23 protein-coding genes are annotated in these 23,684 nt (G+C 63.0%); 12 read left to right on the forward strand and 11 right to left on the reverse strand.

Going from position 1 to position 23,684, the window contains the following annotated elements:
- Position 1: 1 nt before the first annotated feature.
- Positions 2–1,192, reverse strand: a complete 1,191-nt coding sequence (locus J2X53_RS05895) for a hypothetical protein (protein ID WP_349036549.1) — start codon at positions 1,190–1,192, stop codon at positions 2–4.
- A 123-nt stretch (positions 1,193–1,315) separates the two neighbouring features.
- Here J2X53_RS05895 and J2X53_RS05900 point away from each other — a divergent pair, with 123 nt between their 5' ends.
- Together J2X53_RS05900 and J2X53_RS05905 are read left to right on the forward strand one after the other, a co-directional pair.
- The gene (locus tag J2X53_RS05900; RefSeq protein WP_349036550.1) at positions 1,316–2,518 is read left to right on the forward strand and encodes a GTP-binding protein; all 1,203 of its coding nucleotides are present in this window, start codon (positions 1,316–1,318) and stop codon (positions 2,516–2,518) included.
- Positions 2,518–2,778: a DUF6525 family protein gene (locus tag J2X53_RS05905; protein WP_349036551.1), complete on the forward strand. Its 261-nt coding sequence runs from the start codon at positions 2,518–2,520 to the stop codon at positions 2,776–2,778. Before J2X53_RS05900 ends, J2X53_RS05905 begins: the two co-directional genes overlap by 1 nt.
- A gap of 48 nt (positions 2,779–2,826) precedes the next feature.
- Here J2X53_RS05905 and J2X53_RS05910 read toward each other — a convergent pair whose 3' ends face one another.
- Positions 2,827–3,483 (reverse strand): peroxiredoxin, encoded by a 657-nt coding sequence (locus J2X53_RS05910; RefSeq protein WP_349036552.1) that lies wholly within the window; start codon positions 3,481–3,483, stop codon positions 2,827–2,829.
- 283 nt (positions 3,484–3,766) lie between these two features.
- Between J2X53_RS05910 and J2X53_RS05915 the strand changes: the two genes are divergently transcribed.
- The 7 genes from J2X53_RS05915 to J2X53_RS05945 all read left to right on the forward strand — a co-directional run bounded on the left by J2X53_RS05915 (position 3,767) and on the right by J2X53_RS05945 (position 12,159).
- A complete protein-coding gene (locus tag J2X53_RS05915; RefSeq protein ID WP_349036553.1) occupies positions 3,767–5,224 on the forward strand; it encodes an aldehyde dehydrogenase family protein in 1,458 nt (485 codons plus the stop codon).
- Between the two features lie 284 nt (positions 5,225–5,508).
- Entirely contained in the window at positions 5,509–6,582 is a 1,074-nt protein-coding gene (locus J2X53_RS05920; protein ID WP_349036554.1) for a hypothetical protein, read from the forward strand.
- On the forward strand, positions 6,583–7,713 hold the full coding sequence (locus tag J2X53_RS05925; protein ID WP_349036555.1) for a hypothetical protein: 1,131 nt from the start codon (positions 6,583–6,585) through the stop codon (positions 7,711–7,713).
- Positions 7,714–7,721: 8 nt separating this feature from the next.
- Positions 7,722–9,650, forward strand: coding sequence for an ATP-binding protein (locus J2X53_RS05930; RefSeq protein ID WP_349036556.1), 1,929 nt, complete (start codon positions 7,722–7,724; stop codon positions 9,648–9,650).
- Positions 9,651–9,843: 193 nt separating this feature from the next.
- Entirely contained in the window at positions 9,844–11,202 is a 1,359-nt protein-coding gene (locus J2X53_RS05935) for a DUF6638 family protein (protein WP_349036557.1), read from the forward strand.
- Entirely contained in the window at positions 11,199–11,477 is a 279-nt protein-coding gene (locus tag J2X53_RS05940; protein WP_349036558.1) for a hypothetical protein, read from the forward strand. Before J2X53_RS05935 ends, J2X53_RS05940 begins: the two co-directional genes overlap by 4 nt.
- A 7-nt stretch (positions 11,478–11,484) precedes the next feature.
- The gene (locus tag J2X53_RS05945) at positions 11,485–12,159 is read left to right on the forward strand and encodes a DUF1523 family protein (RefSeq protein ID WP_349036559.1); all 675 of its coding nucleotides are present in this window, start codon (positions 11,485–11,487) and stop codon (positions 12,157–12,159) included.
- 63 nt (positions 12,160–12,222) lie between these two features.
- Here the strand turns inward: J2X53_RS05945 and pheT are convergent, their stop codons facing one another.
- The 4 genes from pheT to rpsO form a co-directional block, all read right to left on the reverse strand.
- Positions 12,223–14,631, reverse strand: a complete 2,409-nt coding sequence (gene pheT, locus J2X53_RS05950; protein WP_349036560.1) for a phenylalanine--tRNA ligase subunit beta — start codon at positions 14,629–14,631, stop codon at positions 12,223–12,225.
- A 310-nt stretch (positions 14,632–14,941) separates the two neighbouring features.
- Positions 14,942–16,015, reverse strand: a complete 1,074-nt coding sequence (pheS, locus tag J2X53_RS05955) for a phenylalanine--tRNA ligase subunit alpha (protein ID WP_349036850.1) — start codon at positions 16,013–16,015, stop codon at positions 14,942–14,944.
- A 397-nt stretch (positions 16,016–16,412) separates the two neighbouring features.
- A complete protein-coding gene (locus J2X53_RS05960; protein ID WP_349036561.1) occupies positions 16,413–17,429 on the reverse strand; it encodes a hypothetical protein in 1,017 nt (338 codons plus the stop codon).
- A gap of 306 nt (positions 17,430–17,735) precedes the next feature.
- Positions 17,736–18,005: a 30S ribosomal protein S15 gene (gene rpsO / locus J2X53_RS05965; protein ID WP_118154278.1), complete on the reverse strand. Its 270-nt coding sequence runs from the start codon at positions 18,003–18,005 to the stop codon at positions 17,736–17,738.
- Positions 18,006–18,313: 308 nt separating this feature from the next.
- Between rpsO and J2X53_RS05970 the strand changes: the two genes are divergently transcribed.
- Entirely contained in the window at positions 18,314–19,381 is a 1,068-nt protein-coding gene (locus tag J2X53_RS05970) for a calcium-binding protein (protein ID WP_349036562.1), read from the forward strand.
- 9 nt (positions 19,382–19,390) lie between these two features.
- Here the strand turns inward: J2X53_RS05970 and J2X53_RS05975 are convergent, their stop codons facing one another.
- The 4 genes from J2X53_RS05975 to rbfA form a co-directional block, all read right to left on the reverse strand.
- Positions 19,391–19,903, reverse strand: coding sequence for a DUF1643 domain-containing protein (locus J2X53_RS05975; RefSeq protein WP_349036851.1), 513 nt, complete (start codon positions 19,901–19,903; stop codon positions 19,391–19,393).
- Positions 19,904–20,043: 140 nt separating this feature from the next.
- On the reverse strand, positions 20,044–20,949 hold the full coding sequence (gene truB / locus J2X53_RS05980) for a tRNA pseudouridine(55) synthase TruB (protein ID WP_349036563.1): 906 nt from the start codon (positions 20,947–20,949) through the stop codon (positions 20,044–20,046).
- 4 nt (positions 20,950–20,953) lie between these two features.
- Positions 20,954–21,679, reverse strand: coding sequence for a phosphodiester glycosidase family protein (locus tag J2X53_RS05985; protein WP_349036564.1), 726 nt, complete (start codon positions 21,677–21,679; stop codon positions 20,954–20,956).
- Position 21,680: 1 nt separating this feature from the next.
- On the reverse strand, positions 21,681–22,139 hold the full coding sequence (gene rbfA, locus J2X53_RS05990) for a 30S ribosome-binding factor RbfA (RefSeq protein ID WP_349036565.1): 459 nt from the start codon (positions 22,137–22,139) through the stop codon (positions 21,681–21,683).
- Between the two features lie 89 nt (positions 22,140–22,228).
- On the opposite strand from rbfA, the gene dapB reads away from it, so the two are divergent.
- Together dapB and J2X53_RS06000 are read left to right on the forward strand one after the other, a co-directional pair.
- Positions 22,229–23,038: a 4-hydroxy-tetrahydrodipicolinate reductase gene (gene dapB, locus J2X53_RS05995; protein WP_349036566.1), complete on the forward strand. Its 810-nt coding sequence runs from the start codon at positions 22,229–22,231 to the stop codon at positions 23,036–23,038.
- A gap of 65 nt (positions 23,039–23,103) precedes the next feature.
- Entirely contained in the window at positions 23,104–23,466 is a 363-nt protein-coding gene (locus tag J2X53_RS06000) for a dihydrodipicolinate reductase (protein WP_349036567.1), read from the forward strand.
- 7 nt (positions 23,467–23,473) lie between these two features.
- Here the strand turns inward: J2X53_RS06000 and J2X53_RS06005 are convergent, their stop codons facing one another.
- Entirely contained in the window at positions 23,474–23,656 is a 183-nt protein-coding gene (locus tag J2X53_RS06005; protein ID WP_349036568.1) for a DUF1674 domain-containing protein, read from the reverse strand.
- Positions 23,657–23,684 lie beyond the last annotated feature (28 nt).

Genomic DNA, 23,684 nt, shown 5'->3' on the forward strand with positions numbered 1-23,684 from the left:
TTCAGGTGGTACGGGTGGCGAGCCAATGGTTCAGCCGCCACATCCCCCAGGCCAGCGGGATTGCCGCGAAACCGCCGATCACATAGGCCAGCGGCTCATCCGCAAAGCTTTCGAACATCTGCGTATAGGCATGGATCGCCGCAAAGGTGACGCCTGCGTTGAACAGGGCGCGCCGGTGGGTCTGCGCGGCCCACCCGATGATCGCAACCAGAGCAATGGCCCAGAGGACTGAGTAGACATTGGCCGAAATCACCAGCGCATTTGCCTCATACGCCAGACGCGCGGCTTCATACTGCTCATAGCTGGCGTCGCTGGACCAGTCATACGCTGGCCCCCAGATCGTCTGCCCGACCACATCGCCCCAGAGCGACCCGACAAGCGCGCAGAGATTGGCAACGATAAAGCCCATCGTCGCAAGGATGCGGGTGTGCCGCCCGGTCCGTTCCTCTACCCGGCTGCCCAACCAGATCATCGCCACCATAAGCACCGACATCTGCAGAATGCTCAGCGTGGGTTCGGGTGACATAAAGACATAGGCCGCGTGAAAATAGCTGGTCCCGGTGGAGAGCATCTGGGCAATGGGCACGATGGCAAGCGCGGTCACAAGCCGGACATCGGTTGTCCATCCCGCCAGCGCCAGCACCACGGCCGTGTAGCCATAGACCACCGCCACCATCGGGCCGCTGACCTGCCATTGCTCCATCAGCACACCCAGCCCAGCCAGATGCAGCGCAAGGCCCATCAGCAGGATGGCGCCCTGCACAAACCGCGTGGTCAAGCCGCCCATCAACAGCGCCCGCCCTGCAATCGCGGCCACCAGCGCGCCGCCCGGCAGCATGATCCAAGGGGCTATGTCGTAGTACTTGTCCACCAGCTCGATCCCGGCACCGCCGATCAGCATGCCGGCCCCGATCAGCGCGGCAGCATTGCCGAACATGCGGTACAGATCGCCCGCCCGGGCCAGAATCAGCAGGCCCGCCCCCAGCAGGACAGAGCCGAAAACAGCCACGGCGGGCGCACTGGCCAGCCAGAAGATGGTGCCCAGCGTCGCGGCAATGATCCCGGCGCAGAGCAAGGTGTTGATGGCCATCGCCACCATCACCTCCCGCGCGCGGGTGTCGATGATACGCGCCTGTTCGAGGGTAATGATTCCGTCCAGCGCAAGCTGTCTGGTGTCGGCCAATGTATGCATCTGAAACTCCATGAACGTCGTTCACAATACGTATCGCATGCTTGAACATCGTTCAAGCTTTTTGACTTGAGACGCGGCGTCACGTCGGATAGATACGTTATGTTATTACATACAGGAGTCGCCATGCGAGATCGCCTTCCCGTAACCGTTCTCTCAGGCTTTCTGGGCGCCGGAAAGACCACGTTGCTGAACCATGTGCTGAACAACCGCCAGGGTCGCCGCGTCGCAGTCATCGTCAACGACATGAGCGAGGTGAACATCGACGCCGACCTGATCCGTGAGGGGGCGGACCTGTCCCGCACGCAGGAAAAGCTGGTGGAAATGACCAATGGCTGCATCTGCTGCACCCTGCGCGATGACCTGCTGATCGAGGTGCGGCGTCTGGCGGCCGAGGGTCGGTTTGACTATCTGCTGATCGAATCCACCGGCATTGCCGAACCGCTGCCGGTCGCCGCCACCTTTGATTTCCGGGATGAGGCGGGCGACAGCCTGTCCGATGTGGCGGAGCTCGATACAATGGTGACAGTGGTTGATGCCATCAACCTGCTGCGCGACTTTTCCAGCCATGATTTTCTGGCCGACCGGGGCGAGGTGATGGGCGAAGGCGACGAGCGCACGCTGGTCAACCTGCTGACCGACCAGATCGAATTCGCCAATGTCGTCATCCTGAACAAATGCAGCGATGCCGGGCCCGAACGGGTGGATGCCGCCCGCAAGATCATCCGTGCGCTGAACCCCGATGCCCGGTTGATCGAGGCGGATCATAGCCGGGTGGATCCCGATGCGATCTTTGGCACCGGGTTGTTCGATTTCGAACGTGCGCAGGAGCATCCGCTTTGGGCCAAGGAGCTGTACGGCTTCGAGCATCACACGCCGGAAACCGAGGAATACGGCATCACATCCTTTGTCTACCGCGCCCGCCGCCCGTTTGATCCGGCCAAGGTGCATGCGGTGCTGAATGGCGATCTGCCGGGGGTGATCCGGGCCAAGGGGCATTTCTGGCTGGCCTCTCGCCCGAATTGGGTGGCCGAGTTCTCGCTGGCCGGGGCGATGTCTTCGGTCACGCCTTTGGGTGGCTGGTGGGCCTCGGTCCCGCGCGAGCGGTGGCCGACCCACCCGGACGCACTGGCCGAGGTGGCGCGGCATTGGCAGGAGCCATGGGGCGACCGGCGGCAAGAGATCGTGTTCATCGGGGCAGGTCTGGATCAGGCCGCACTGACGGCGGCGCTGGATGCGGCATTGGTGGAGGCGGCAGATTACGCGCCGCACCTTTGGGCCGGTCTGCCCGATCCGTTCCCGACCTGGCGGCGGCAACAGGCAGCATGATGCGCAACCTGACCTCTCCGCGCGCCCGGTGGCGATCCGGCAATGCGATGGCGGCCCACGACGGCCTGCCCGCGCCGGTGCGGGCATGGGCCGCGCAGGCGGCTTTGCCGTGGAGCGCCACGTCGCTGCGCAGGCTGTGGACCCGGGCCCTGCGCGAGTCCGGCTGCCCGCAGGCGGCGCTTGCCCGGCTGGCCGCCGCCGAACGCGCGACACTGCGGCGCGAGGCGGCACAGATCTGGGGCAGCGACTATCCGCAATAGCAAAAGGCCCCGGAGATGATCCGGGGCTTTTTGTCGCTCTGTCTGCAATCAGACCGGTTGTTTGGCAAAGCGCAGGTAGGGCAGCTTGATATCCAGTTCGCCGAACTTTTCCCTGGCCTGTTCATCGTTCAGCGACAGGGCCACGATCACATCCTGCCCCGGCACCCAGTTGGCAGGGGTCGCGATCGGCACGCCATCGGTGGCCTGAACCGCATCGAGGGCGCGCAGGATCTCGGCAAAGTTGCGGCCCACCGACATCGGGTAGGTCATGGTCAGCCGCACCTTTTTATCCGGCCCGATGATATAGACCGTCCGCACGGTGGCGGTGTTGGCCGGGGTGCGGCCCTCAGCCGGCAGATAGAATTCAGCGGGCAGCATGTCATAGGCCTTGGCCACGGTCAGGCTGGTGTCGTCGATGATCGGGAAATCGGCAGGCGCACCGGCGACGGCGGCAATGTCGCGCACCCATTTGCGATGATCCGCAACCGAATCGACCGAAACGCCGATTACCTTGGTCTTGCGCTTGGCAAATTCACCGGCCAGCTGGGCCACTGCGCCGAATTCGGTCGTGCACACCGGCGTGAAATCGCGCGGGTGGCTGAAGATGATGGCATAGCTGCCACCAAGCCAGTCGTGAAAATTGATGGTGCCGGCGGTCGACTCGGCGGTGAAATCAGGGGCAATGTCATTGATACGGATCGACATGGACGACTCCTTCGTTTGTCAGGGTAAAGTTAGTCGTTTCGGAACGACATTTCATCCCCCCCGCCGCAGAGTTGCGCAAAATGGGAACATTGGACTACGGTAATGGAGTCTGGCAGCAAGATCATTCTGCCGCACCATAGGCGAACAAAACGCCGCAGGGGCGGGTCTGAACGCAGCAATGGTCAGAACGCGGCATCCTCCCATCGCACCCTGTCGCAAAGTTACTTGCAGACCCCACCCCCTCGGTCCACAATATGATCAAATTTACAACGGGAGCACAGCCATGCTGACGAAGCGCGAGTTTTACATCAACGGTCACTGGGTCGCCCCGGCAACCCCCCGCGACTATCAGGTGATCAACCCCTCGAATGAAGAGCCTTGCGCCGTCATCTCACTGGGCGATCAGGCCGATACCGATGCGGCGGTTGCAGCCGCCAAGGCCGCGTTTCCCGGTTGGGCCGCGACCCCGCCAAAAGAGCGCGCCCGTCTGGTGGCTGCAATTCTCGATCAGTACAATGCGCGGCTGCAGGAGTTTGCCGAGGCCATTTCCATGGAAATGGGCGCGCCGATTGACTTCGCGTTGGAAGAGCAGGCCCCCTGCCTGCCCTGGCATACCGAGGGCTTTCTCAAGGCGTTCGAGCATCTCGAATGGGTTCGCCCGCTGGGTCCGCAGGCCCCCGGCTCTGCCGTGGTGATGGAGCCGATTGGTGTGGTCGGGCTGATCACGCCATGGAACTGGCCGGTGAACCAGATCGCATTGAAGGCGATCCCCGCCATGCTGGCAGGCTGCACCTGTGTGCTGAAACCGTCCGAGGAAAGCCCGCTGAATGCGATGCTGTTCGCCGAGTTCTGCCACGATGCAGGCATCCCGCCGGGCGTGTTCAATCTGGTGAATGGCGACGGCGCAGGTGTCGGCAGCCAGCTTTCCACCCACCCCGATGTCGAGATGATTTCCTTCACCGGCTCGACCCGCGCGGGCAAGGCGATCTCCAAGGCAGCGGCCGAAACGCTCAAGCGGGTAACGCTGGAACTGGGCGGAAAGGGGGCAAACCTGCTGTTTGCCGATGCACGCGCAGATGCCGTCGAATGGTCCGTGCGCCACATGATGCAAAACACCGGCCAATCCTGCAACGCGCCCTCGCGCCTGCTGGTGGAGCGTAGCGTCTATGACCAGACCGTCGCGAAAGCCGCCGAAGTCGCCAGCAGCATCGCGGTCGGCCCGGCGCAGGAGGCAGGTCCGCATGTCGGCCCGGTGGTCAACAAGCGCCAGTGGGACCAGATTCAGGGATATATCCAGAAGGGCATTGATGAGGGCGCGCGTCTGGTCGCGGGCGGCCCCGGCCTGCCCGAAGGGTTCAACCGGGGCTTTTACGTCAAACCGACGGTGTTTGCCGATGTCGAACCCGGCATGACCATCGAGCGCGAGGAAATCTTTGGCCCGGTTCTGGCGATTATCCCGTTCGAGACCGAAGAAGAAGCGGTGCGGATTGCCAATGACACGCCTTATGGCCTGACCAACTATGTACAGTCCGGCGATCCGGCGCGGGCCAACCGTCTGGGCCATGCGCTGAAAGCTGGCATGGTCGAGATGAACGGCAAGTCACGCGGCGCAGGGTCATTCTTTGGCGGCGTCAAACAGTCGGGCCGCGCCCGTGAAGGCGGGATCTGGGGGCTGGAAGAGTTTCTCGAACCCAAAAGCGTCTCGGGCTACGATTTCACCCTGAAAGTCGCAGCAGAATAAGCTGCGTCCTTTCAATCGACGTGAAAAAATACTGGGTCCGGGGTCCCCCCCCCCGGACCTTTGTTTGCACGTTCCCCTCAACGGCACGGTCATCCGGTTGATGCGACAGGCGGATAAGCTCTTGGCCTCCGGCGTTGACTGCGGCAAGAATGGCAATGTCTGACATCTGGGGTATGGTGGCACGAGTCCTGCCATTCATTGATCGAATTTCATCGTAGCGGGCAATGTAATTCCATTTTACATTCCCCATATGAACACTGTGGCACAGTCCAGCGGAGGGCATAATGGCCGATTTCAATGCGCAAATTCTTGAAAGCCAGAAACAAGTGGCCGAAGCACAGGCCAAGATCAGTGCGGTGACCAGCCGGATCGAAGTGGCCCGGCAAAAGCTGGATCAGGACGAACCCGCCATCGACATCGAAAACGCCACGCTCGAGGATGTGCACAAGCACACCGACCTGATGAACGCCAATATCGCCGAGCTGATCATGGGGCTGGACGATGTGACCGAGGCTTTCTCCAAGGATTTCGACGAGATGCGGTCGAAAACCGGGATGGAGAGCTTTATCGGCATCTTCAGCAATGCCAAGTCAGAATCGATGCGGCAAGAGCGGATGCGCACTGCCAGCATCGACGACAAGTTGCAGGATTTGATCGCCAAATCGGATGTGATCGTCAAACTGCTGCAAGGCCAGCTTGACCTGCTGAATGGCCAGAAAGAGCGCGTGGAATCGAACCTGTCGGCAACGCTGGTCGAACGCGAGCAGACCGTGAGCGCGCTGGAAGCTGTGCGCGCCGAAATCGCCGGGATGGACCCGATGATCATTGATCTGGAAAACCGGATCAGCGTCGAGCAGGACGCCGCCATGCGCACCAGACTGGAAACCCAGCTGGCCGAAATCAACACCAAGTTCAACGCGCTGGTGCAGGACGAACAGGTGCAGCTGGCCAAAAGCCAGACGCTGGAACGCTACATCGAAAAGGGCAAGACCTGGATGGACAGCCTGCAAAATCAGGCCGCCACCCAGCTGGTGCTGATCAACAAGCTGCAGACCGACACCAAGCAGCGCGTGGTGCTGTATGACGCCCTGTCCAGCAGCCTGAAAACCGCGCAGCAGCAGGATGTGGCGCACCGGATCAACGAAATCGGCGTCAAGACGGACCAGGAGGCGCAGGCCGCCATGGCCGCAATCGGCTCGGCCACCAACGACCGCATGGCGGGGATGCTGGAGGCGCACGAAGGCCACATGGTCTTTGCCCGCAAGATTCTGGAGCAAAAGGCCAAGGCGGATGAACGTTTCAACCGCCGCTTTGCCGCGATTGTCGAAAAACACGACAAGAATGCATATGGGGAATAAGTGGCAAACGAGGTCAAGGAACAGCTGACGCAGGATCATGCGGAACTGTATGACACGGCTGTAGCGCGGCGCTATTTCGCCAAATTCGACCGCATTTCCGGCCATCTGGGCCGGGTTGCGGGCGAGCTGGAAGCCGAAGGCATGCTGACCCGGACCGAGGCGCGCGTGCTGGGGCGGTATATCACAGCGCTTGCCACCACCTTCCGGGCGCTGTCCTTCAAATACCTGATGACCGGCCGCAGCGACTCGGCCCTGCGTCTGACCTTTGACCGCCACGAAAGCGGCTTTCCGGTGGCGCAGGAACTGATGATGATGGCCGTCGATGCCGCGCAGGTGGAAAAGCACCTCTCCGGCAGCGCCTCGGTTGACGAGCTGAAAGACCGGATGATCCGCCGGATCGTCGGCGATCTGGCCCTGCCCACCGATCTGCAATTCGCCCTGTCGCAGCGGCTGTATTATGAGGCTCTGGCACAGGGCGGGCTGTTTCTGGCGCGCAACGACCCCGACGCCCAATGGATCGAGGATCGCAAGGACCGACGCCGCTATCTGGTGCATTGGGCGGTCTATGACACCCAGGTCAACCTACCCGTCATTTATCTGATGGATCTTGAGGACAGCGGCAAACGCCCCCTGCCGACCGATGACAGCCGCTGGCCGCAGGCACAGCATCACCTGATGGCACAATCCGCCGCTGGGCTGAAACTGCTGACCATCGCGCAAGGATTTGACACCGACTTCCCGACGCTGCACCCCAAACGCCTGCGCCGCATTCACCTTGGCCCGATGTATTCGCACAGCTTCACCCTGCAGTCGGGGCCGATCTCCGACGTGCTCTCCACCGCCCGCGCGCCCGAAGGGCAGGATTGGGCACTGGTCTGGACCGTCGAAGATCTGCGCGCCGACCGGGTGGAGCAGGTCAAGGACGGCTGGTTCAGCACGATGGAGCGGCAGATTTTTGCGCTCGATCCCTTTGCCGGCAAAGGCGCCGACACCGGTACAACACGGATGGAACGGATGGTTGTGCTGCCCGAGCAGCCGTTTCAGGCTCTGGCCGAACTGAATCCGCCCGGCTTTCGCGATGTGCGGAAATTCGTGGTGGGTGCAGGCGGCCGCATCATTGCAACACGGTAGGGGGCCCCATGTCGACACGCGACACGATGGAATTGAAAGAAGAGGCGATCCGCGCGCAGTATGACGCGGCGCTTGCCCTGCTGACCGGGTTTGACCATGCGCCCCGTTTGGGCAAGGCGATGACCCCCGACCGGGTGGAAGAACGCTCTCCCGGGCTTGGCAGCCGACCGCGGTTTCGCTCCACCACGCCGGGACTGGTGACCCGCCCCACCACCCGCCCCGGTGGTGTGCGGCTTGTAGAGCGGGTGGAGTCGGGGTCAGATGGCCTTGTCTCCCCCGCACAAGCCTCGGTCGTGCACGGCTTGCGCCGCGCCATTGCCATCGCTCTGGCGATGGGGGAAACCTTTGCCGCGCAATCGCCGCTGGGTGAGCTGAAAAAGGCCAACCTCGAGGGCCGCCTGCCCGACCTCAAACGCGCCGAATTCACCGAACTGCTGACGGCTGAGGCGCTGCTGGTGCTCTACACCTTTGCCAACGCCACCGCCTTTCTGCTGGCGCCGCATCTGGGCAGCACCACGGTCGAGGTGGGCACGGTCGATGAAATCCTGACCGACAACGCCCCCCTCGCGCTGCAAGGGGTGCTGTGGGAGCTGGATCAGGACATCGCCACCTTTGCCACGGATGAGCCGCGCCTTGCCGCCACCGCCGCCGGTTTTGCCGAAGCGCTGATGGAAAAGGTGGCCCTGCGCGCGCAAACCGCTGCCCGGCTGGAGGCCTTTACCGGTGCCAGTTGGAAGGTCGAGGCCGATGGCTTGACCATCGCCGGATTCAAACCCGCCCGCGCGACCAAGGGCAGCGCGATCACCATGCAGTTCAAGAAACCGCATGAGGTGGTGGGCAACCACATCGCCAAGTACCAATCCCTGCGGCTGGCCAAGATGCTGATGGCCTATGATTTCGACCGCAAGCTGAACCCCTTTGCCGAACTCGGCGGTTTCATCTTCACCTTCATGGGCGATGGCAAACCCGGCACCGGAAAGACCACTCTGATTCAGATGATGGCGGGGCTGCTGAACGACTATTGCACGGTCGCGGGCTACCCGTTCCGCTATCAGAACTTCTCGATTGACCAGATCGACAGCTATCAGGGCAAATCCGGCCAGAACGCCAAGGCGTTCATCGACACCGTGCTCGATCCGTCGGTGATCGGCTTTGGCACGATTGATGACATTGATCAGGTGGCGGGCAAACGCGGCGACCGGCAATCCTCGGCCGGTCAGCAAGAGGTGACAGCCGTGTTCATGCAGGCCTTTGCCGGGGCAGGCACGGTGGTGCGCGGCAATTGCACCTTTGGCATGTTCTCGAACTACCCCGAGAATGTCGACGATGCCCTGCGCCAGCGCGCCGGCGCGCGGTTTCTGGTCGACGGCCCCCAGACGCAGGAGGATTACATCGACATCCTGTCGCTGCTCTTGGGCAAGAACCACGCGATCCCCTTGGGCGACCACGATCTGTTTGCCGCGCAGGAAATCAAAAAGGCGGTTTCGGCCAGCTTTGAAGGCCATTCAAAGCCGCACGAAGACGGGTTGATCAAGGTCTGGGAGAAAACCGCAGCCGAGATCGGCCCGCTGGATACCATTGCCAAAATCGGCCGATACCTGAAAGCGATCCAGCAGGCCGACCCGCGCTTCACCGGCCGCGCCATCAAGAACATCACCGACGCGGTAAAGGTGCGGGCGATGGATTTTGAACTGCCCGACGCGTGGATGGAAAGCCCCGATCTGTTCCTGTTCAAGGCTTACGATGACAAACTGGCCATGATCCGCGACCTGATGACTCCGATCACCGTCGACATGGTGATTCAGGAGGTCAACCGCTACGCCGATTCCGAGTTCCGCTATGCCGACAAGTCGGACGAGGTGGCAATTGAAGGGTTGGTGCGGGACTATCAGCGCACGGAAGAGGCAAAGCGGCGGTATCTGGAGGGGAAGGGCTAATGACACACGAACCAGGGTGGGATTCGAAGGCAATCGCGAGAATCGCCGAAGAGAAGTATGGCGGCACACAACAAATGTTTGAGGCGCATGATTGGCCAGAGCGTGGCTCGAAAATGATGACTTCGCAACAGAGACACGTAAAGGACCGCTACGGTTCGGTACTCGCGTTCGTTCAACGTCATGAAGGAAAGGAATGAAACGCCTCATCGCCAAAGGCCTGATGTTCGGCAACCTGATCGAGGTCACCTCTCCGGCGCTCGTCGACCGTTACAAGCGGGCGATGAAGCATCTGTGCGGCAAAGAAACCAGCCTCACCGATTTCCACATCGATATTTCCGGCTATTCGCCGGAAATCGGGGCCGAGCTGGGGGATGACCTTTATCTCAACCCCAACGGCGCCAACCGGCAGTTCATCCTGCTGACCACGGCGCAAAAGAACGCTCCCCTGCTGAACGCCCGTTTCTCCACGTCACGTGGCATCATCCGGCAGTTCATCGAGACCAATGAGGCGCAGCTGTTTGCCCTGACCGCGCGGGATGCGGTGGCCGGGGAGTTGCAGAATTCGGTCTTTGAAATTTCCACCCCCGCCAAACTCCTCGACATCCGCCGCATCACGGTCGAGGCAGATACCATCGGCGGGCATGTGGCCGATGCGGGCAAGCTGGCCCGGCTGATCGAGCGGTTCCGGCAGGAGGCCGATGGCTGGCGCGACGATCTGCTGATCGCCGAGATGATCACGCTGGCCCGGAAAACCGGCGATGTGACGCGGGTGCCGATCCATCTGCCGCAGATGAGCTTTGAGCAGCCGAATTTCTGGACCAGCCATTTCGGCGGGCTTTACGTCTTCCGCGACGTGAGCTTTCCCGCCGTGATCGCCACCCTGCCCCGCGAAAGCCTTGGGCCGGTGCCGGTTGCCAATGTGTTCGATCTGACCAACCGCAACCAGATTGCCGACTGGCTGGAGCGCAACGAGCTGGCAGAGCCGATCGTGCAAGCGCGCGGCATGGATGCGGCGGCGGTGATCCGGCAGAAAATGGATTTCATTCTGGTCGAGGCGGCGGATACGCTGGGTCTTGAGATCGGCGACGCGCGGCGCACCGAGCTGCGCAGCATCGCGCACCGCCTTGGCACCAGCCTGCCGATGGAGTTTCAGGGCCTTGCCGCCCTGTTGCGCTGGATCGAGGCCGGGGGCACCTGGCCGCGCATCACCAGCGAACATCCGGCCTATTTCTACACGCTGCGGGCGCGGGCGCACAAAGACCGCGATCTGGTCAACATGCTGCTGTCGGAACTGGCCCCGATGGACGTACGCCAGATGTTCATCGTGCATAAAGAGCTGTTCTACGCCAGCTATGCCCGCTGGTCCGACCGCAAACGCCAGTATGTGGCCGATTTTCTGGAACGCGAGTATGTGGTCGACAAACAGGGCGCGCGTGCGGCCCTGTTCGGACCGGAACCGGGGATGGAAGATCGCACCCGGCCCGACCCCAAACCCGCCCGTGACCTTGGCCCGGTGGCTGGGCCATGGGGCGCGGCGAGGGGGCGCGGATGATCGGCTTTGCGCGGTTGATGGTGTTCTGGGCGGTGTTTGCCGCCGTCGCCTATTGGGCCTTGCTGATCTACTCCCGATCCCTGCGCCGCGAAGCGCTGGAAAAGCAATGGGATGCCGCCCCACCCGAAGATGCCAGCCCGGAGACGCGCAAGGCGTTTATCGAACGGGGCATGCATGCCTATGAGGGCAGTCTGCGCCGGAAACTGCTGTGGGGCGTGATCGTGCTGCCTTTCATTGCCATCGGCCTGCTCCTATATCTGGTGAATTACGCGTGAGGATGTGATGCGATATGTCAAATGGGCCTTCTGGGCCGTCATCTTTGTGATCCTCGGGTCATGGCTGCATTACACGCTTCCGCAACATGATGTGGTGCGGATTGTCGGCACCTATCAGGAGCGGCAGGATCTGAATGACTGGACCAGCATCTTCTGGTCACAGCCGGATGATCAGGCAGGCACCCTGTCGAACCGCGATGTGCAGTTCATCCAGTCCATCGGCACCAATGGCCGGCCGATGGTGTATCGCAACGAAGACACCGGCTGGCGCTGGCCGCCCTATTTCAAGTTCGACACGGCCAGCCTGCAGACCGAAGCCGATGATCTGAAATCAAATGCCGAGGTTCCGAAATGGGCCGTTGTCACCCATTACGGCTGGCGCAATGAGCTGCTGTCGATCTTTCCGAACGCGGTCGCCGTTCGCCCCGTCGAAGGGCCGGACGTGACCATCATCCCGTGGTTCAATATCTTTTTCTTTGTCTTTCTTGGGCTTATCGTGCTGCTTTTGTGGCGCATGTGGGCGCAGTTCCGTGAGCGCACGATAGACCCTGCCCTGACCGACGCGGGTGAGGTCTGGGAGTCCGTCGATGCCCGCGCCGACGCCGCCCGCGACCGGGCCAAGGGGTTCTTTGGCCGGATCAATGCCTGGCTGGCGACCTGGCGGGCCAAGCCGCGCAAATAGTGACCCCACCAATACAAAAGCGCCGCGCAGCAATGCTGCGCGGCGCTTTTTGCTGTGCCCGGATCAGCTGCGCAGCGTGCCGCCGGTGGCCTTGGTCACCTTTTCGATCACCTTGGCCGACACCGCCTCGATCTCGGCCTCGGTCAGGGTCGCGGTCGTCGGTTGCAGGCGCACGGTCAGGGCGATGGATTTCTTGCCCGCCCCCATCTGCGCTTCGGCCTTGTCGCCGATGAACTGGTCAAAGATCCGCACCGACTCGATCAGCGCCTTGTCGGCGCCCAGTGCCGCATTCACCGCCGTCAGCCCCTCAACCCCCTTGTCGACCACAAAGGCGAAGTCGCGGTCCACCGCTTGCAGGTCGCTGATGGTCAGCGCCGGGCGGGTCGGGGTTTTTGCCTTTGGATACGGGATGTTGGCGACCAACACCGTAAAGGCGACAGCGGTGCCCTTGATGCCCATCTCCGCCAGAACCTTGGGATGAACCTCGCCGAATGTCGCCATGACATTGGGGCCAAGCCCGATCACACCAAACCGCCCGGGGTGCCACCAGCCCGCAGTCTTGCGGTTGATCTGCACCCGCGCCGGCGCGCCAAGCGCGGCCAGCACCGCCTCGGCATCGGCCTTGGCGTCGAACACATCCACCGGGCGGCGGCTGCCAAACGGGTCGCGCGGCGTGGTCTGCCCGATCAGCAGACCGGCGGCCTGCAAGTGCTGCTCCCCCGGCTCGCCCCCCGAAAACGCCGGGCCGATTTCAGCAAGCGCCAGATCCATGAAGCCGCGCGCCTGATTGCGGGCTGCCGCGCGCAACAGGCCCGGCAGCAGATCGGGGCGCAGATGGCTCATCTCCGACGAGATCGGGTTATCCACCCGCACCGCATCATCGCCACCGCCAAACAGCTTCGCCGCAGCTTCATCAATGAAGCTGTAGGTCACGCATTCATTATAGCCCAAAGCCGCAATCGTGCGCCGCGCCGTCCGCTCGCGCTGCTGCAGCGGCGTCAGGATCGGGCGTGGCACGCCAGTGTTGACCCGGGGCAGCGGCTTGCCGACCAGCTTGGTCAGCGAAGCCACACGCGCCACCTCTTCGATCAGATCGGCATCGCCCAGCACATCGGGCCGCCAACTGGGTGGGGTGGCCATATCGCCGTTGAGCGTAAAGCCCAAAGCCTCCAGCGTGGCGCGCTGCTCTGCCTCGGGAATGTCCATCCCGACAAGGCTGATCACGCGTGCCGCGTTCAGACGATAGCTGCGTGTGGTGTCGATTGGCGCACCATCCTGCGCAAGGTGGCTTGGCGTACCGCCGCACAGGTCCAGCACCATCTGCGTGGCCAGATCCAGCCCCGGCAGAGTGAACGCAGGGTCCACCCCCCGCTCAAACCGATAGCGCGCATCGGAATTGATCCGCAACGCGCGGCCCGTTGTGGCAATTGTGATCGGGTCCCACCAGGCGGATTCAAGGAAGACATCGGTGGTGTCCGGCGTGCAGCCCGAAACCTCACCGCCCATGATCCCGGCCAGCGATTCCACCCCTACGTCATCGGAAATCGCCATCATCCCGGCGCGCAGGGTATAGGTCTTACCGTCCAGCGCCAGCAGCTCTTCGCCCCCGGCCGCCGGATGGATGCGCAGGGGGCCCTGCACCTTGGCGGCATCAAACACATGCAGCGGGCGGTTCAGGCCAAAGGTGAAATAGTTGGTAATGTCCACCAGCGTGGAGATCGGCCGCAACCCGATGGCCTTCAGCCGCTGTTGCAGCCAGTCCGGCGACGGCCCGTTGGTGACACCCCGGATCAGCCGCCCGGCGAAATGCGGGCAGCCCTTGGCCTTCAGCTCCGGGTCGATCTGCACCACAACCGGGCAATCGAACTGCCCGTCGACCTGCGGAATGGCCAACGGCTTCAATGTGCCCAGGCCCCGCGCCGCCAGATCGCGCGCAATGCCACGCACGCCCAAGGCATCGGGACGGTTCGGCGTGACCTTGACATGGATCATCGGGTCCACCGTGCCGGGCCGGTTCGCGGCCAGCCAGTCGATGAATTTGTCCCCCACCTCACCCGAAGGCAGCTCGATGATGCCGTTATGTTCGTCCGACAGCTCCAGCTCGCGCTCGGACGCCATCATCCCATGCGATTCAACGCCCCGGATCTTGCCCACGCCCAGCGTGGTGTCGATGCCGGGCACGTAATCGCCCGGTTTGCACAGAACCACCGTGATGCCCGCCCGTGCGTTGGGTGCGCCGCAGACGATCTGCTTTTCGCCCTCATCGGTCAGCACCCGGCAGACCCGCAGCCGGTCGGCATCGGGGTGCTGTGTCGCCTCCAGCACCTTTGCAATCGTAAACGGCGCGAGTTTGGCGGCCGGGTTCACCACCTCTTCCACTTCCAGCCCCAGATCGGTGAGGGCGTAAAGAATGTCATCAAGTGCTGCCTCGGTGTCGAGGTGATCCTTGAGCCAGGAGAGGGTGAATTTCATCGCGGTCGTCCCTTGGATTTATTGCCTTTGGCCTTAGCGCAAAGCCGGGCAAAGGGGAAGCGGGGCGGCAGGGGTTTCCGGTTTGGAAACGGGCTGTCGCGCCACAGGGGGGCAGTTCGCCACATTCTTGCTGGGCCTGTCCTGTAGACCCGGTCAGATGATGGACCCAATGCTCACCAAACCCAAGAACCACACGGTCAGGAACCCTTGGCCCCTCATCCTGATGATCGGGATCGCCGCACTGTGTCTTGTCTTGTCGTCACAAGGCATACAGACGGCGACCGAGGGTGTGCATCCGCTGTGATAGCGGTCAGCGGCTGAGGCCACCTGCCAGATCAGGCATATCCAGCGCGGCAAAGCCATAGTGCCGCAACCAGCGCAGATCGGATTCAAAAAACGCGCGCAGGTCGGGGATGCCGTATTTCAGCATGGCAATCCGGTCGATGCCCAGACCAAAGGCAAAGCCCTGCCACTCATCCGGGTTGACCCCGGCTGCGGCCAGCACCTTGGGGTGCACCATGCCCGAGCCAAGGATCTCCATCCACTTGTCGCCCTCACCGATACGCAGTTGGCCGCCGACCACCGAATAGCGGATATCGACCTCGGCCGAGGGTTCGGTAAAGGGGAAGTGGCTGGCACGGAACCGCAGCTCCACCCGGTCCACCTCGAAAAACGCGCGGCAGAATTCTTCCAGCGTCCACTTCAGATTGGCCATGCTGATGTCGCGGTCAATCGCCAGACCTTCGACCTGATGGAACATCGGGGTATGGGTCTGGTCCATGTCCATCCGGTAAACCCGGCCCGGCGCGATCACCCGGATCGGCGCGCCCTGCTCGGTCATCGCCCGGATCTGGACAGGGCTGGTATGGGTGCGCAGCACGTGGGGCGGGCGGTTGTCACCCGCGGCCCGGTGCATGAAAAACGTGTCATGCTCCTGCCGCGCCGGGTGTTCGGGCGGGATGTTCAGGGCGTCGAAGTTATACCAGTCGCTCTCCACCTGCGGCCCCTCGGCCACCGAGAACCCCATGTCGGCAAAGATGGCAGTCAGCTCCTCCATCACCTGGCTGACCGGATGGATGGTGCCGCGCGGGCGCGGGCGGCCCGGCAGGGTCACGTCGAGCCACTCGGACCGCAGCCGCGCATCAAGGGCGGCATCCGCAAGGCCGGCCTTGCGGGCGCGCAGGGCGGCGTCGATCTCGTCGCGCAACAGGTTCATCGCGGCCCCGGCAGCCTTGCGCTGATCGGGGTCCATCTTGCCGAGGGTCGCCATCAGGGCAGAAATCTCGCCCTTCTTGCCCAGAGCCGCCAGCCGCACCTCCTCCAGCGCCGCCTCGGACGCCGCCCCGGCCACGGCCTCGATATACTTGCCCCGCAGATTGGTCAGGTCCATGTCGCATCCCCCTGGAGTGTGCGGATTTGGGTTAGCGGCAAGGGGGCAAGGATGCAAGGGGGCGGCGTGGTTCCCACTGTGTTACAAGGGGTCGGGGTGAGTTGTATCAAGGGGTTAGGGTGCGGGGATTCATGAGTTATAAAGAAATGGGGTCGACTTGTGAGTAACAGGGCGTTTTAGTTCAGCGTCGTGAACGGCCCATTACAGACGGTCGACTCCCATCAGCTGCTGAATTTCTGTTTTGTTCAGGCTGCCTTTGGTTCCCGATGAAGCGAGATGGGTCAAGCAGCATGTGCTAGCAATCACATGCCAACCTCCTATTGTTCTCCGGCCGTGCACTGCACCAACTGCTTCGTCAGACGCACGCCAGTCAACGCATTTGGTAAGCCGATTAAATCCCACAGATCTCTTTGAACTGGCCGCTAAAAGTAATTGTCAGTTCTCCCCTTTCGTCAAGAAATTCGTAGGTGCAGAGCCGCACACCACTTTCTTCAACAGCCTTAACCAAGGCTTGTTGTGGAAGGCTTGGCAGAAGGAGAATCAACTGATGGCGAGAAAGTTGCGGCAAGAGCTTAGGATAGAGCTGTAGCTGCCCCATGCCAGCATAAACGTCAGCAGCAGTCGCTCCCGACTTGATCTCCAGCAGAATGGAGTCGGTTGGCCCTGCAATGACTGCGTCAACCTCGTATCCACGCGCATGCCTAGGTTTATCCATAGCAATTCCAGCTTCACGCAACATGACTGCTAAGCGAAACCAAACCTCTCCTTGTTGCTTCCGAATTTGCTTTGCATCCTGAGCGTCCCGGGCGCCAACCGTATAGGTTCCGCCAGTTTCGTCGTTACCCATTCCGGCAATGGGCGTTGTGTCAGGAAGCGCACCGTTCCCAGTTGCCCCCCTTTCTCGAGCCTTTGCACAGATATCAACGAAGCGACCTGTCGCAATCCGAATTTCGTCTGCACTAACATCAAGTGGAGTTACGATGTACCATTCGCGGGACTTTCCTGGTGTGTCTCCGTTTTTGACGGCTTCCGGCGTGAGACCAGTAAGTGCACGAAACTCAGCTTCTAAAATATGTTCATTGCCTGCGACCCGGGGTACTAGCCGCCCTTGCCGGAGCAAAAATGGCCGATCATTCTCGTCGAGCGCGATAGAAGAAAGTTTGTTTGGGTCACCTGGCTTTTCTGCCTCGTTGATCTGAACTGCCCAGCAGGCTCCAGTGGGATCTGTACCAAGCGCAGTTCTGAGATCGAGCTTATCGCTTTTAGCGTCGGGCTGATTGCGGAAAACAATGCGTTGCTCTGGCAAGCGCCAGAGGTACCCATCACGGATGCCCTCCTCGAGAAGAGCCGAACGCCATGTATCGAATGCCCATTTGACCAAATTGGCGTCAGAACTAATTGTCAGCATGTAAGTGGTTCTCCGGAGCAGCTTTCAGGCTTGGGTTGCTATAGCGTCAGCAGACTGAACTGTAGCTGCAATGTCCATTCAACACATTTATTCCGGCGCAGCCGGTCGTAGGAGAGGAAAGCACAAGGCTTTTCCCTGTTTCGGACACGAACGACCGCTATTTAGGTTTGCTGCGACTGCCATGGTGCGGCGGCATCAGTTGGCTTTCGGCCCGTTGCATAAACGACATCCCAAACAAAGCCCCCCCAAACGCAAAACGCCCACCCCTTTCGGGGCGGGCGCTGTGTCAGCCAAGGCTGAAACCGCTTAGCGGCGCAGGCCGAGGCGGGCGATCAGGGCGGTGTAGCGGGCCTCTTCCTTGCCTTTCAGATAGTCCAGCAGCTTGCGGCGCTGGGCGACCATCATCAAAAGACCACGACGCGAGTGGTTGTCTTTCTTGTGGCTCTTGAAATGCTCGGTCAGGGTCGCGATGCGCGACGACAGGATCGCCACCTGAACTTCCGGCGAGCCGGTGTCGTTCTCTTTGGTGGCGTATTCCTTGATCAGGCGGGCTTTTTCTTCGACGGTGATCGACATCGGATGTCTCCTTGTGCAGAAGGGTGAAGGTGCGAGCCGGGATGTCGTCCAGCAAGACCATGGGCCCCCCGGAACCGGGGGATGCGCGCGTATAGGGGAAAATCCGGGCAAAGGAAAGCCCTGCTGTGCGGCGGGGCGGTTCCGGAGGCTGGGGCGGGTCGTTAACGATGCGCGCAGATTGTCTTGCCGGATGCTGGGCGCAACGGGCGATTCGTGATAGGGCTGACGGCAGGGTTTTCGTTTGCAATCGGGGGGTTGCGGCGAAGTTGGTTAACGCGCGTGGGGCGCGTCTGCAAAGGGTTTGGGCGATGCTGGCATTCATGGCCATTCTGGGTGTGTTCGGGGCGGGCCTGGTGGCCGACAGCCTGATGCGGCCCTCCGATGCTGCGGACGAGGGCGAAGACGAAGAGTCGCCGGAAGAGGCGGAGGGTGACGCGGACGCTGTGGCCGAGATCGGCTGGATCTTTACCGATGACAGCCCGGATATGGCAGAGCCGGTGGCAGCCGGCACCCCCGCTGGCCATGTGGATGACGGAATGCCGGTGTCAGATGACAGTCCCGACCCGGTGGACGCCGCAGTTTCGCTGACCGGCGATGCGGGCGACAACATCCTGAGCGGTGGCGGCGGCGGCGACCGGCTGGCAGGCGGCGCGGGCGATGACCAGCTGACCGGGCGCGACGGCGATGACCGGCTGGCGGGGGGGCCGGGGGCGGACTGGCTCGAAGGGGGCGACGGTGATGACAGGCTATCCGGTCAGGGCGGCAACGATACGCTGAACGGCGGGGATGATGATGATGTGCTGGTTGGCGGCAGAGGGGCGGATCAACTGGCCGGGGGCGCTGATGATGACCGGCTGAGCGGCGGCGGCGGGGCCGATACGCTGCTGGGCGGCGAAGGGCAGGACACACTGGATGGCGGCATGGGGCGCGACTGGCTGGCGGGCGGCGCAGGCAACGACCTGCTGGTGGGCAGCGGCGGGCAGGATACGCTGGACGGCGGCACCGGCAACGACACGCTTTGGGGCGGATTTGAGGGCCACAGCGACGCCGCGGCCGATGTGCTGAACGGTGGCGCGGGCGATGACGTCTTCGGGATCGGCCCCGGCGATATCGCCATGGGCGGCGATGGGGCCGATCTGTTCCAGCTGCAGGATTTTGGCCCCGGCCTGCCGGTGTCGGAAATCGTGGATTACAATGCGGATGAGGATGAGCTTGTGGTCCTCTACGATGCCACAGTCCACAGCGCCCCCACCCTCACAGCAGAACCCGTTGACGGCTCCGACGATGTGACGCTCTTGCTCGACGGCGTGGCCGTTGCGCTGATCCGCGATGCGGCGGGGCTGGACCTGTCGCTGATCAGCCTGCGCGCGGCCTGAGGCTTCCGCTCAGGTCCAGCGCTCCGGCTGCTGCGCATAGCCGATGTACAGCGGATGCTTTGGCTGACCCGCAGCGGTCAGCCCCAGATGCCACAACGCCACCCCGGTACCGCGCAGCAGCGCCGCAACCGCGTCCCCGCGACCCAGATACAGCCCATGCCCGCCCCAGGCGCAGACCACCCGGTCGGGCTGCCAGTCCACCACAGACGACAGGATCGCCGCATCATTGCCCGGCCCGACCGGGTCATCTGCGGCCCGCATTACCCGCGGATCCGTGGCGCGATAGCCAAAGATGTTCACCACCCGGAACGCGCCAAACCCCAGGGCCCGCGCGCGCCGCTCACAGCGCTCCACCGTCGGGTCATTCTGCGTCTCGGTCGCGGTCGAGGGGTTGAGCATGACAAACAACGCCCGTTCTCCCGCGCCGTCCCAGACCCGCGTCAGCAGATAGCGATAGCGTTCACAAGGCGAATAGACCGCCTCCGACGCGGCATCACCCTTCACATGCTGCCGCACAATCAGTCCCGCACCACTTTGCATTTGCAGCTCTCCCAAATACTCCCGCCGGAGGCTCCGACAGACCCGCCAGGTGCTCGTTGACAAGACCGGGCCGTGGCAACGCCGCCGGGCGGGGCTCGATGCTCCGCGCGGCGGCACCCCGGTTACAGGTTGAACACCCGGCTCGGGTGCAGCTCTCCGGCCTTGTAGACTCCCACCGCGACCGCGCGGCCCTGATGGCTGGCCCAGGCTTCGTCGCCCCACTCTACCGATGATGCCAGCACCATGCCCGGATTGCCGTTGCGCAGGCGCGCGGCGCCTTCGGGCGTGGCGGGCAGTTCGGGCAGGTCGGTCAGGCCCAGTTCCAGCGGGCGCAGCAGGGTGTCGATCTCATCCGTCCGGGCCAGACGCTCGATGTCTGCCATCGTGGCCGCGCCTGTCGCGTCAAACGGGCCGGACCAGGTGCGGCGCAGCCAGGCGACGTGGCCGAGGCAGCCGAGCGCCTGCCCCAGATCGCGGGCGATGGCGCGCACGTAGCCGCCTTTGCCGCAGATCATTTCCAGATCGACATGGTCCGCATCCGGGCGTGCCAGCACCGCCAGCCGCTCCACCCACAATGGCCGGGCGACCAGATCCATCTCGATCCCCTCACGGGCCAGATCATAGGCGCGCTCGCCTTCGACCTTGACCGCCGAGACCTGCGGCGGCACCTGCATTATGTCGCCGCGAAATGCCGTCAGTGCCGCCTCGATCTCGGCATCCGAGGGACGCTGATCACGGGTTTCCAGCACGGTGCCCGAGGCATCGTCGCTGCTGGTGGCCGCGCCAAAGGCCACGCGGAAGTGATAGCATTTCAGCCCGTCGGTGACGAAAGGCACGGTCTTGGTCGCCTCACCCAAGGCAATCGCCAGAACGCCGGTGGCATCCGGGTCCAGCGTGCCGGCATGGCCGGCCTTTTGCGCCTGAAACGCCCATTTCACCTTGTTGACCACGGTGGTGGAGCCGACGCCTGCCGGTTTGTCGATGATGACCCAGCCGGAAACGGCCCGGCCCTTTTTCACGCGGCCCATGAGTTCAGTCCTTTTTGACGACGGTGCCGACCATCGGCCCCATGGCAAAGCCAAGGTCGTTGCGGCGGATCGCAGGGGCATAGAGCCGCGAGATCTTGCCGTCGAAATACAGCGCATCGCGCAGGCCAAGACCATCGCGGAAGAACCGGGCAAAGCGGTGAAAGTTCACCCGGTCGTTGGAAATGGCAAACACCGCACGACGACCATCGGCGCTGACGCCCACACCGTTGCGGATATAGGTGCTGTCACTGTCGGGGATCAGCCGGGGGTGTAGCGCGCCATCCATCACCAGCATCGGGCCGGATTGGGTGGCATAGCTGCATTCGGGCGGTCTGGCGGCAAAGGCGCGGCTTTCGACCACCGAAAACCGGGTGCCGATACAGAACACGCCATTGGGCAGCAGGCCGAAATTGCCTGGCCCTTCGGCAGTGACGATCTCTGATTCGGTGCGGCCCTGATCCACAAACAGGCCCACCGGTGCGCGGTCGGGGTGATACATGCCCGCATTCATCGCAAAGCCCAGCGTCTTGCCCTCAGCCGCCAACAGGTCGTTGACCGCAGAGAAACTGCCCAAGGGGCCAGAGGGGCCAGAATGGAACAGGCGCAGATCTTCGCCCGCGCTGACCGCGCAGGTGGTGAACGAGGTATTCTCGAACCGGACCGTGTCGCAGGTGTTTGCAGCCGCCACCTGCGGCAACAGGACGGCGAACAGGGCGGCAAGGCGCAGCATCTCAGGCGGTCCCGTCGCGACCGTCCGGGGCGTCGCCTTCGGGCTCTTCATCCGGGGCGGCCAGATCCTTGATAACCTTGGGGTCGGCGAACAGGCGGCGGGTTTCGTCCAGACGGTCAAAGGTCTCATCCGGGCGGAAGCGCAGGTCGGGCGCGTATTTCAGCGTCAGCTGCGAGGCGACGCGGTGGCGCAGTTCGGCCTTGTTGCGGGCAAGGGCCGCGATGGCATCCTCGACCGGCACCGAGCCCATCAGCGGCATGACATAGACCGTGGCCACCTTGAGATCGGTAGAGCACGACACCTCGCCCACGGTGATCGACATGCGGTTCAGCTCGGGGTCGTGGATTTCGGCACGGTTCAGCACATCGGCCAGCGTGCGGCGGATGAGTTCGCCGACACGGAGCTGGCGTTGATTGGGGCCATCGCCCGGGGAATTGCGTTTGTTCGACATGGGCGCCATGTAAGCTGTTTTTGCCCGCCCCGCAACGGCAGGCTTTTGTGCAGCAGCGCAACACGCTACACCGCGCGGGCACAACAGGGAGACGCATCATGCAGACTTTGCCGGGACTCGTCGTCACCGGGGCTTCGGGCCGGATGGGGCAGATGCTGATCCGCACGATTGCCGCGTCGGACAAGGCACGGCTGGCGGGCTGTCTGGAGCGTCCGGGCCACGCCTGGGTGGGCCGCGATGTGGGGGAGTGCATGGGCGGCGGGCCGTTGGGTGTGCTGGTCACCGATGACCCGCTGGAGGCGTTTGCGCAGGCGCAGGGGGTGATCGACTTTACTGCGCCTGCCGCAACGGTGGAGTTTGCGGCGTTGGCCGCGCAGGCGCGGGCGGTTCATGTGATCGGCACCACCGGGCTGGAGCCGGAGCACATCGCCGCGATCGAGGCGGCAGCGCGGCATGCGGTGATCGTGCGGGCGGGCAACATGAGCCTTGGGGTCAACCTGCTGGTGCGGCTGACGCAAAAGGTGGCGCAGGCGCTGGATGCCGACTGGGATATTGAGGTGGTGGAGGCGCATCACCGGATGAAGGTGGATGCGCCCTCGGGCACCGCGCTGATGCTGGGGGCCGCCGCCGCCGATGGGCGCGGGGTGGCGCTGGAGCAGGCGATGGTGTCGGGCCGTGACGGGATCACCGGCGCGCGCGAGCGTGGCACCATCGGGTTTTCCGCGATTCGCGGTGGCGATGTGGTGGGCGAGCATGATGTGATCTTTGCCGCCGATGGCGAGCGGATCGTGCTGCGCCATCTGGCCACCGACCGCGCGATTTTCGCGCGCGGCGCGCTGCGGGCAGCGTTGTGGGGCCAAGGGCAGAAGCCCGGGCATTATGACATGATGGATGTGCTGGGGCTGTAAGCCGGCAAAGTGAACCAAAAGCGTGCGGGCCTCGTATACCGTCGGTATTGATTGCCGAGGTCGCCATGCGCCGTCTGATCCTTGCCCTGCTGCTGTGTTTCCTGCCTTCCCTCACACATGCCGAACCCGCCGGGGCGATCCGCGACAAGGATGAGTTTCTGGCGCTGGTGCAGGGTAAGGAATTGCGGATCGGGATTTACAATCTGTCGCTGAAACTTTCGCCGGAGGGCCGGATCACCGGATCAGCCCTTGGCTGGGGGATCAGCGGCACATGGTCCTGGCAGGACGGGTATTTCTGCCGGGACATCGACTGGAGCGGTTATGCCATTCCCTACAACTGCCAGCTGGTCGAAGCGGTGGATGCCAGCCGGTTGCGCTTTACCTCGGACAAGGGGCAAGGACAGGCGGCGTCGTTCCGGCTGCGGTGAGAAACGCTCAGAAGTCGATCGCCAGACCCTTTTTCTCCCAATCGCCATAGCGGACAGGTTCGGGGCCGTCCCTGCCGCCCAGCTCTGGTGGCAGCGTCAGCGCATCGGCGGCGCGACGGCGCTCTGCGGCTTCGGCAAGGGCGCGTTGCGCGGCGGGGGGAAGATCGGGTGTGTCGGCACTGTCGGTCATGGCGGCTTTCCTGTGTGTGAAGATTGAT

The organism is Pseudotabrizicola sp. 4114 (assembly GCF_031457365.1).
Classification (GTDB): domain Bacteria; phylum Pseudomonadota; class Alphaproteobacteria; order Rhodobacterales; family Rhodobacteraceae; genus Pseudotabrizicola.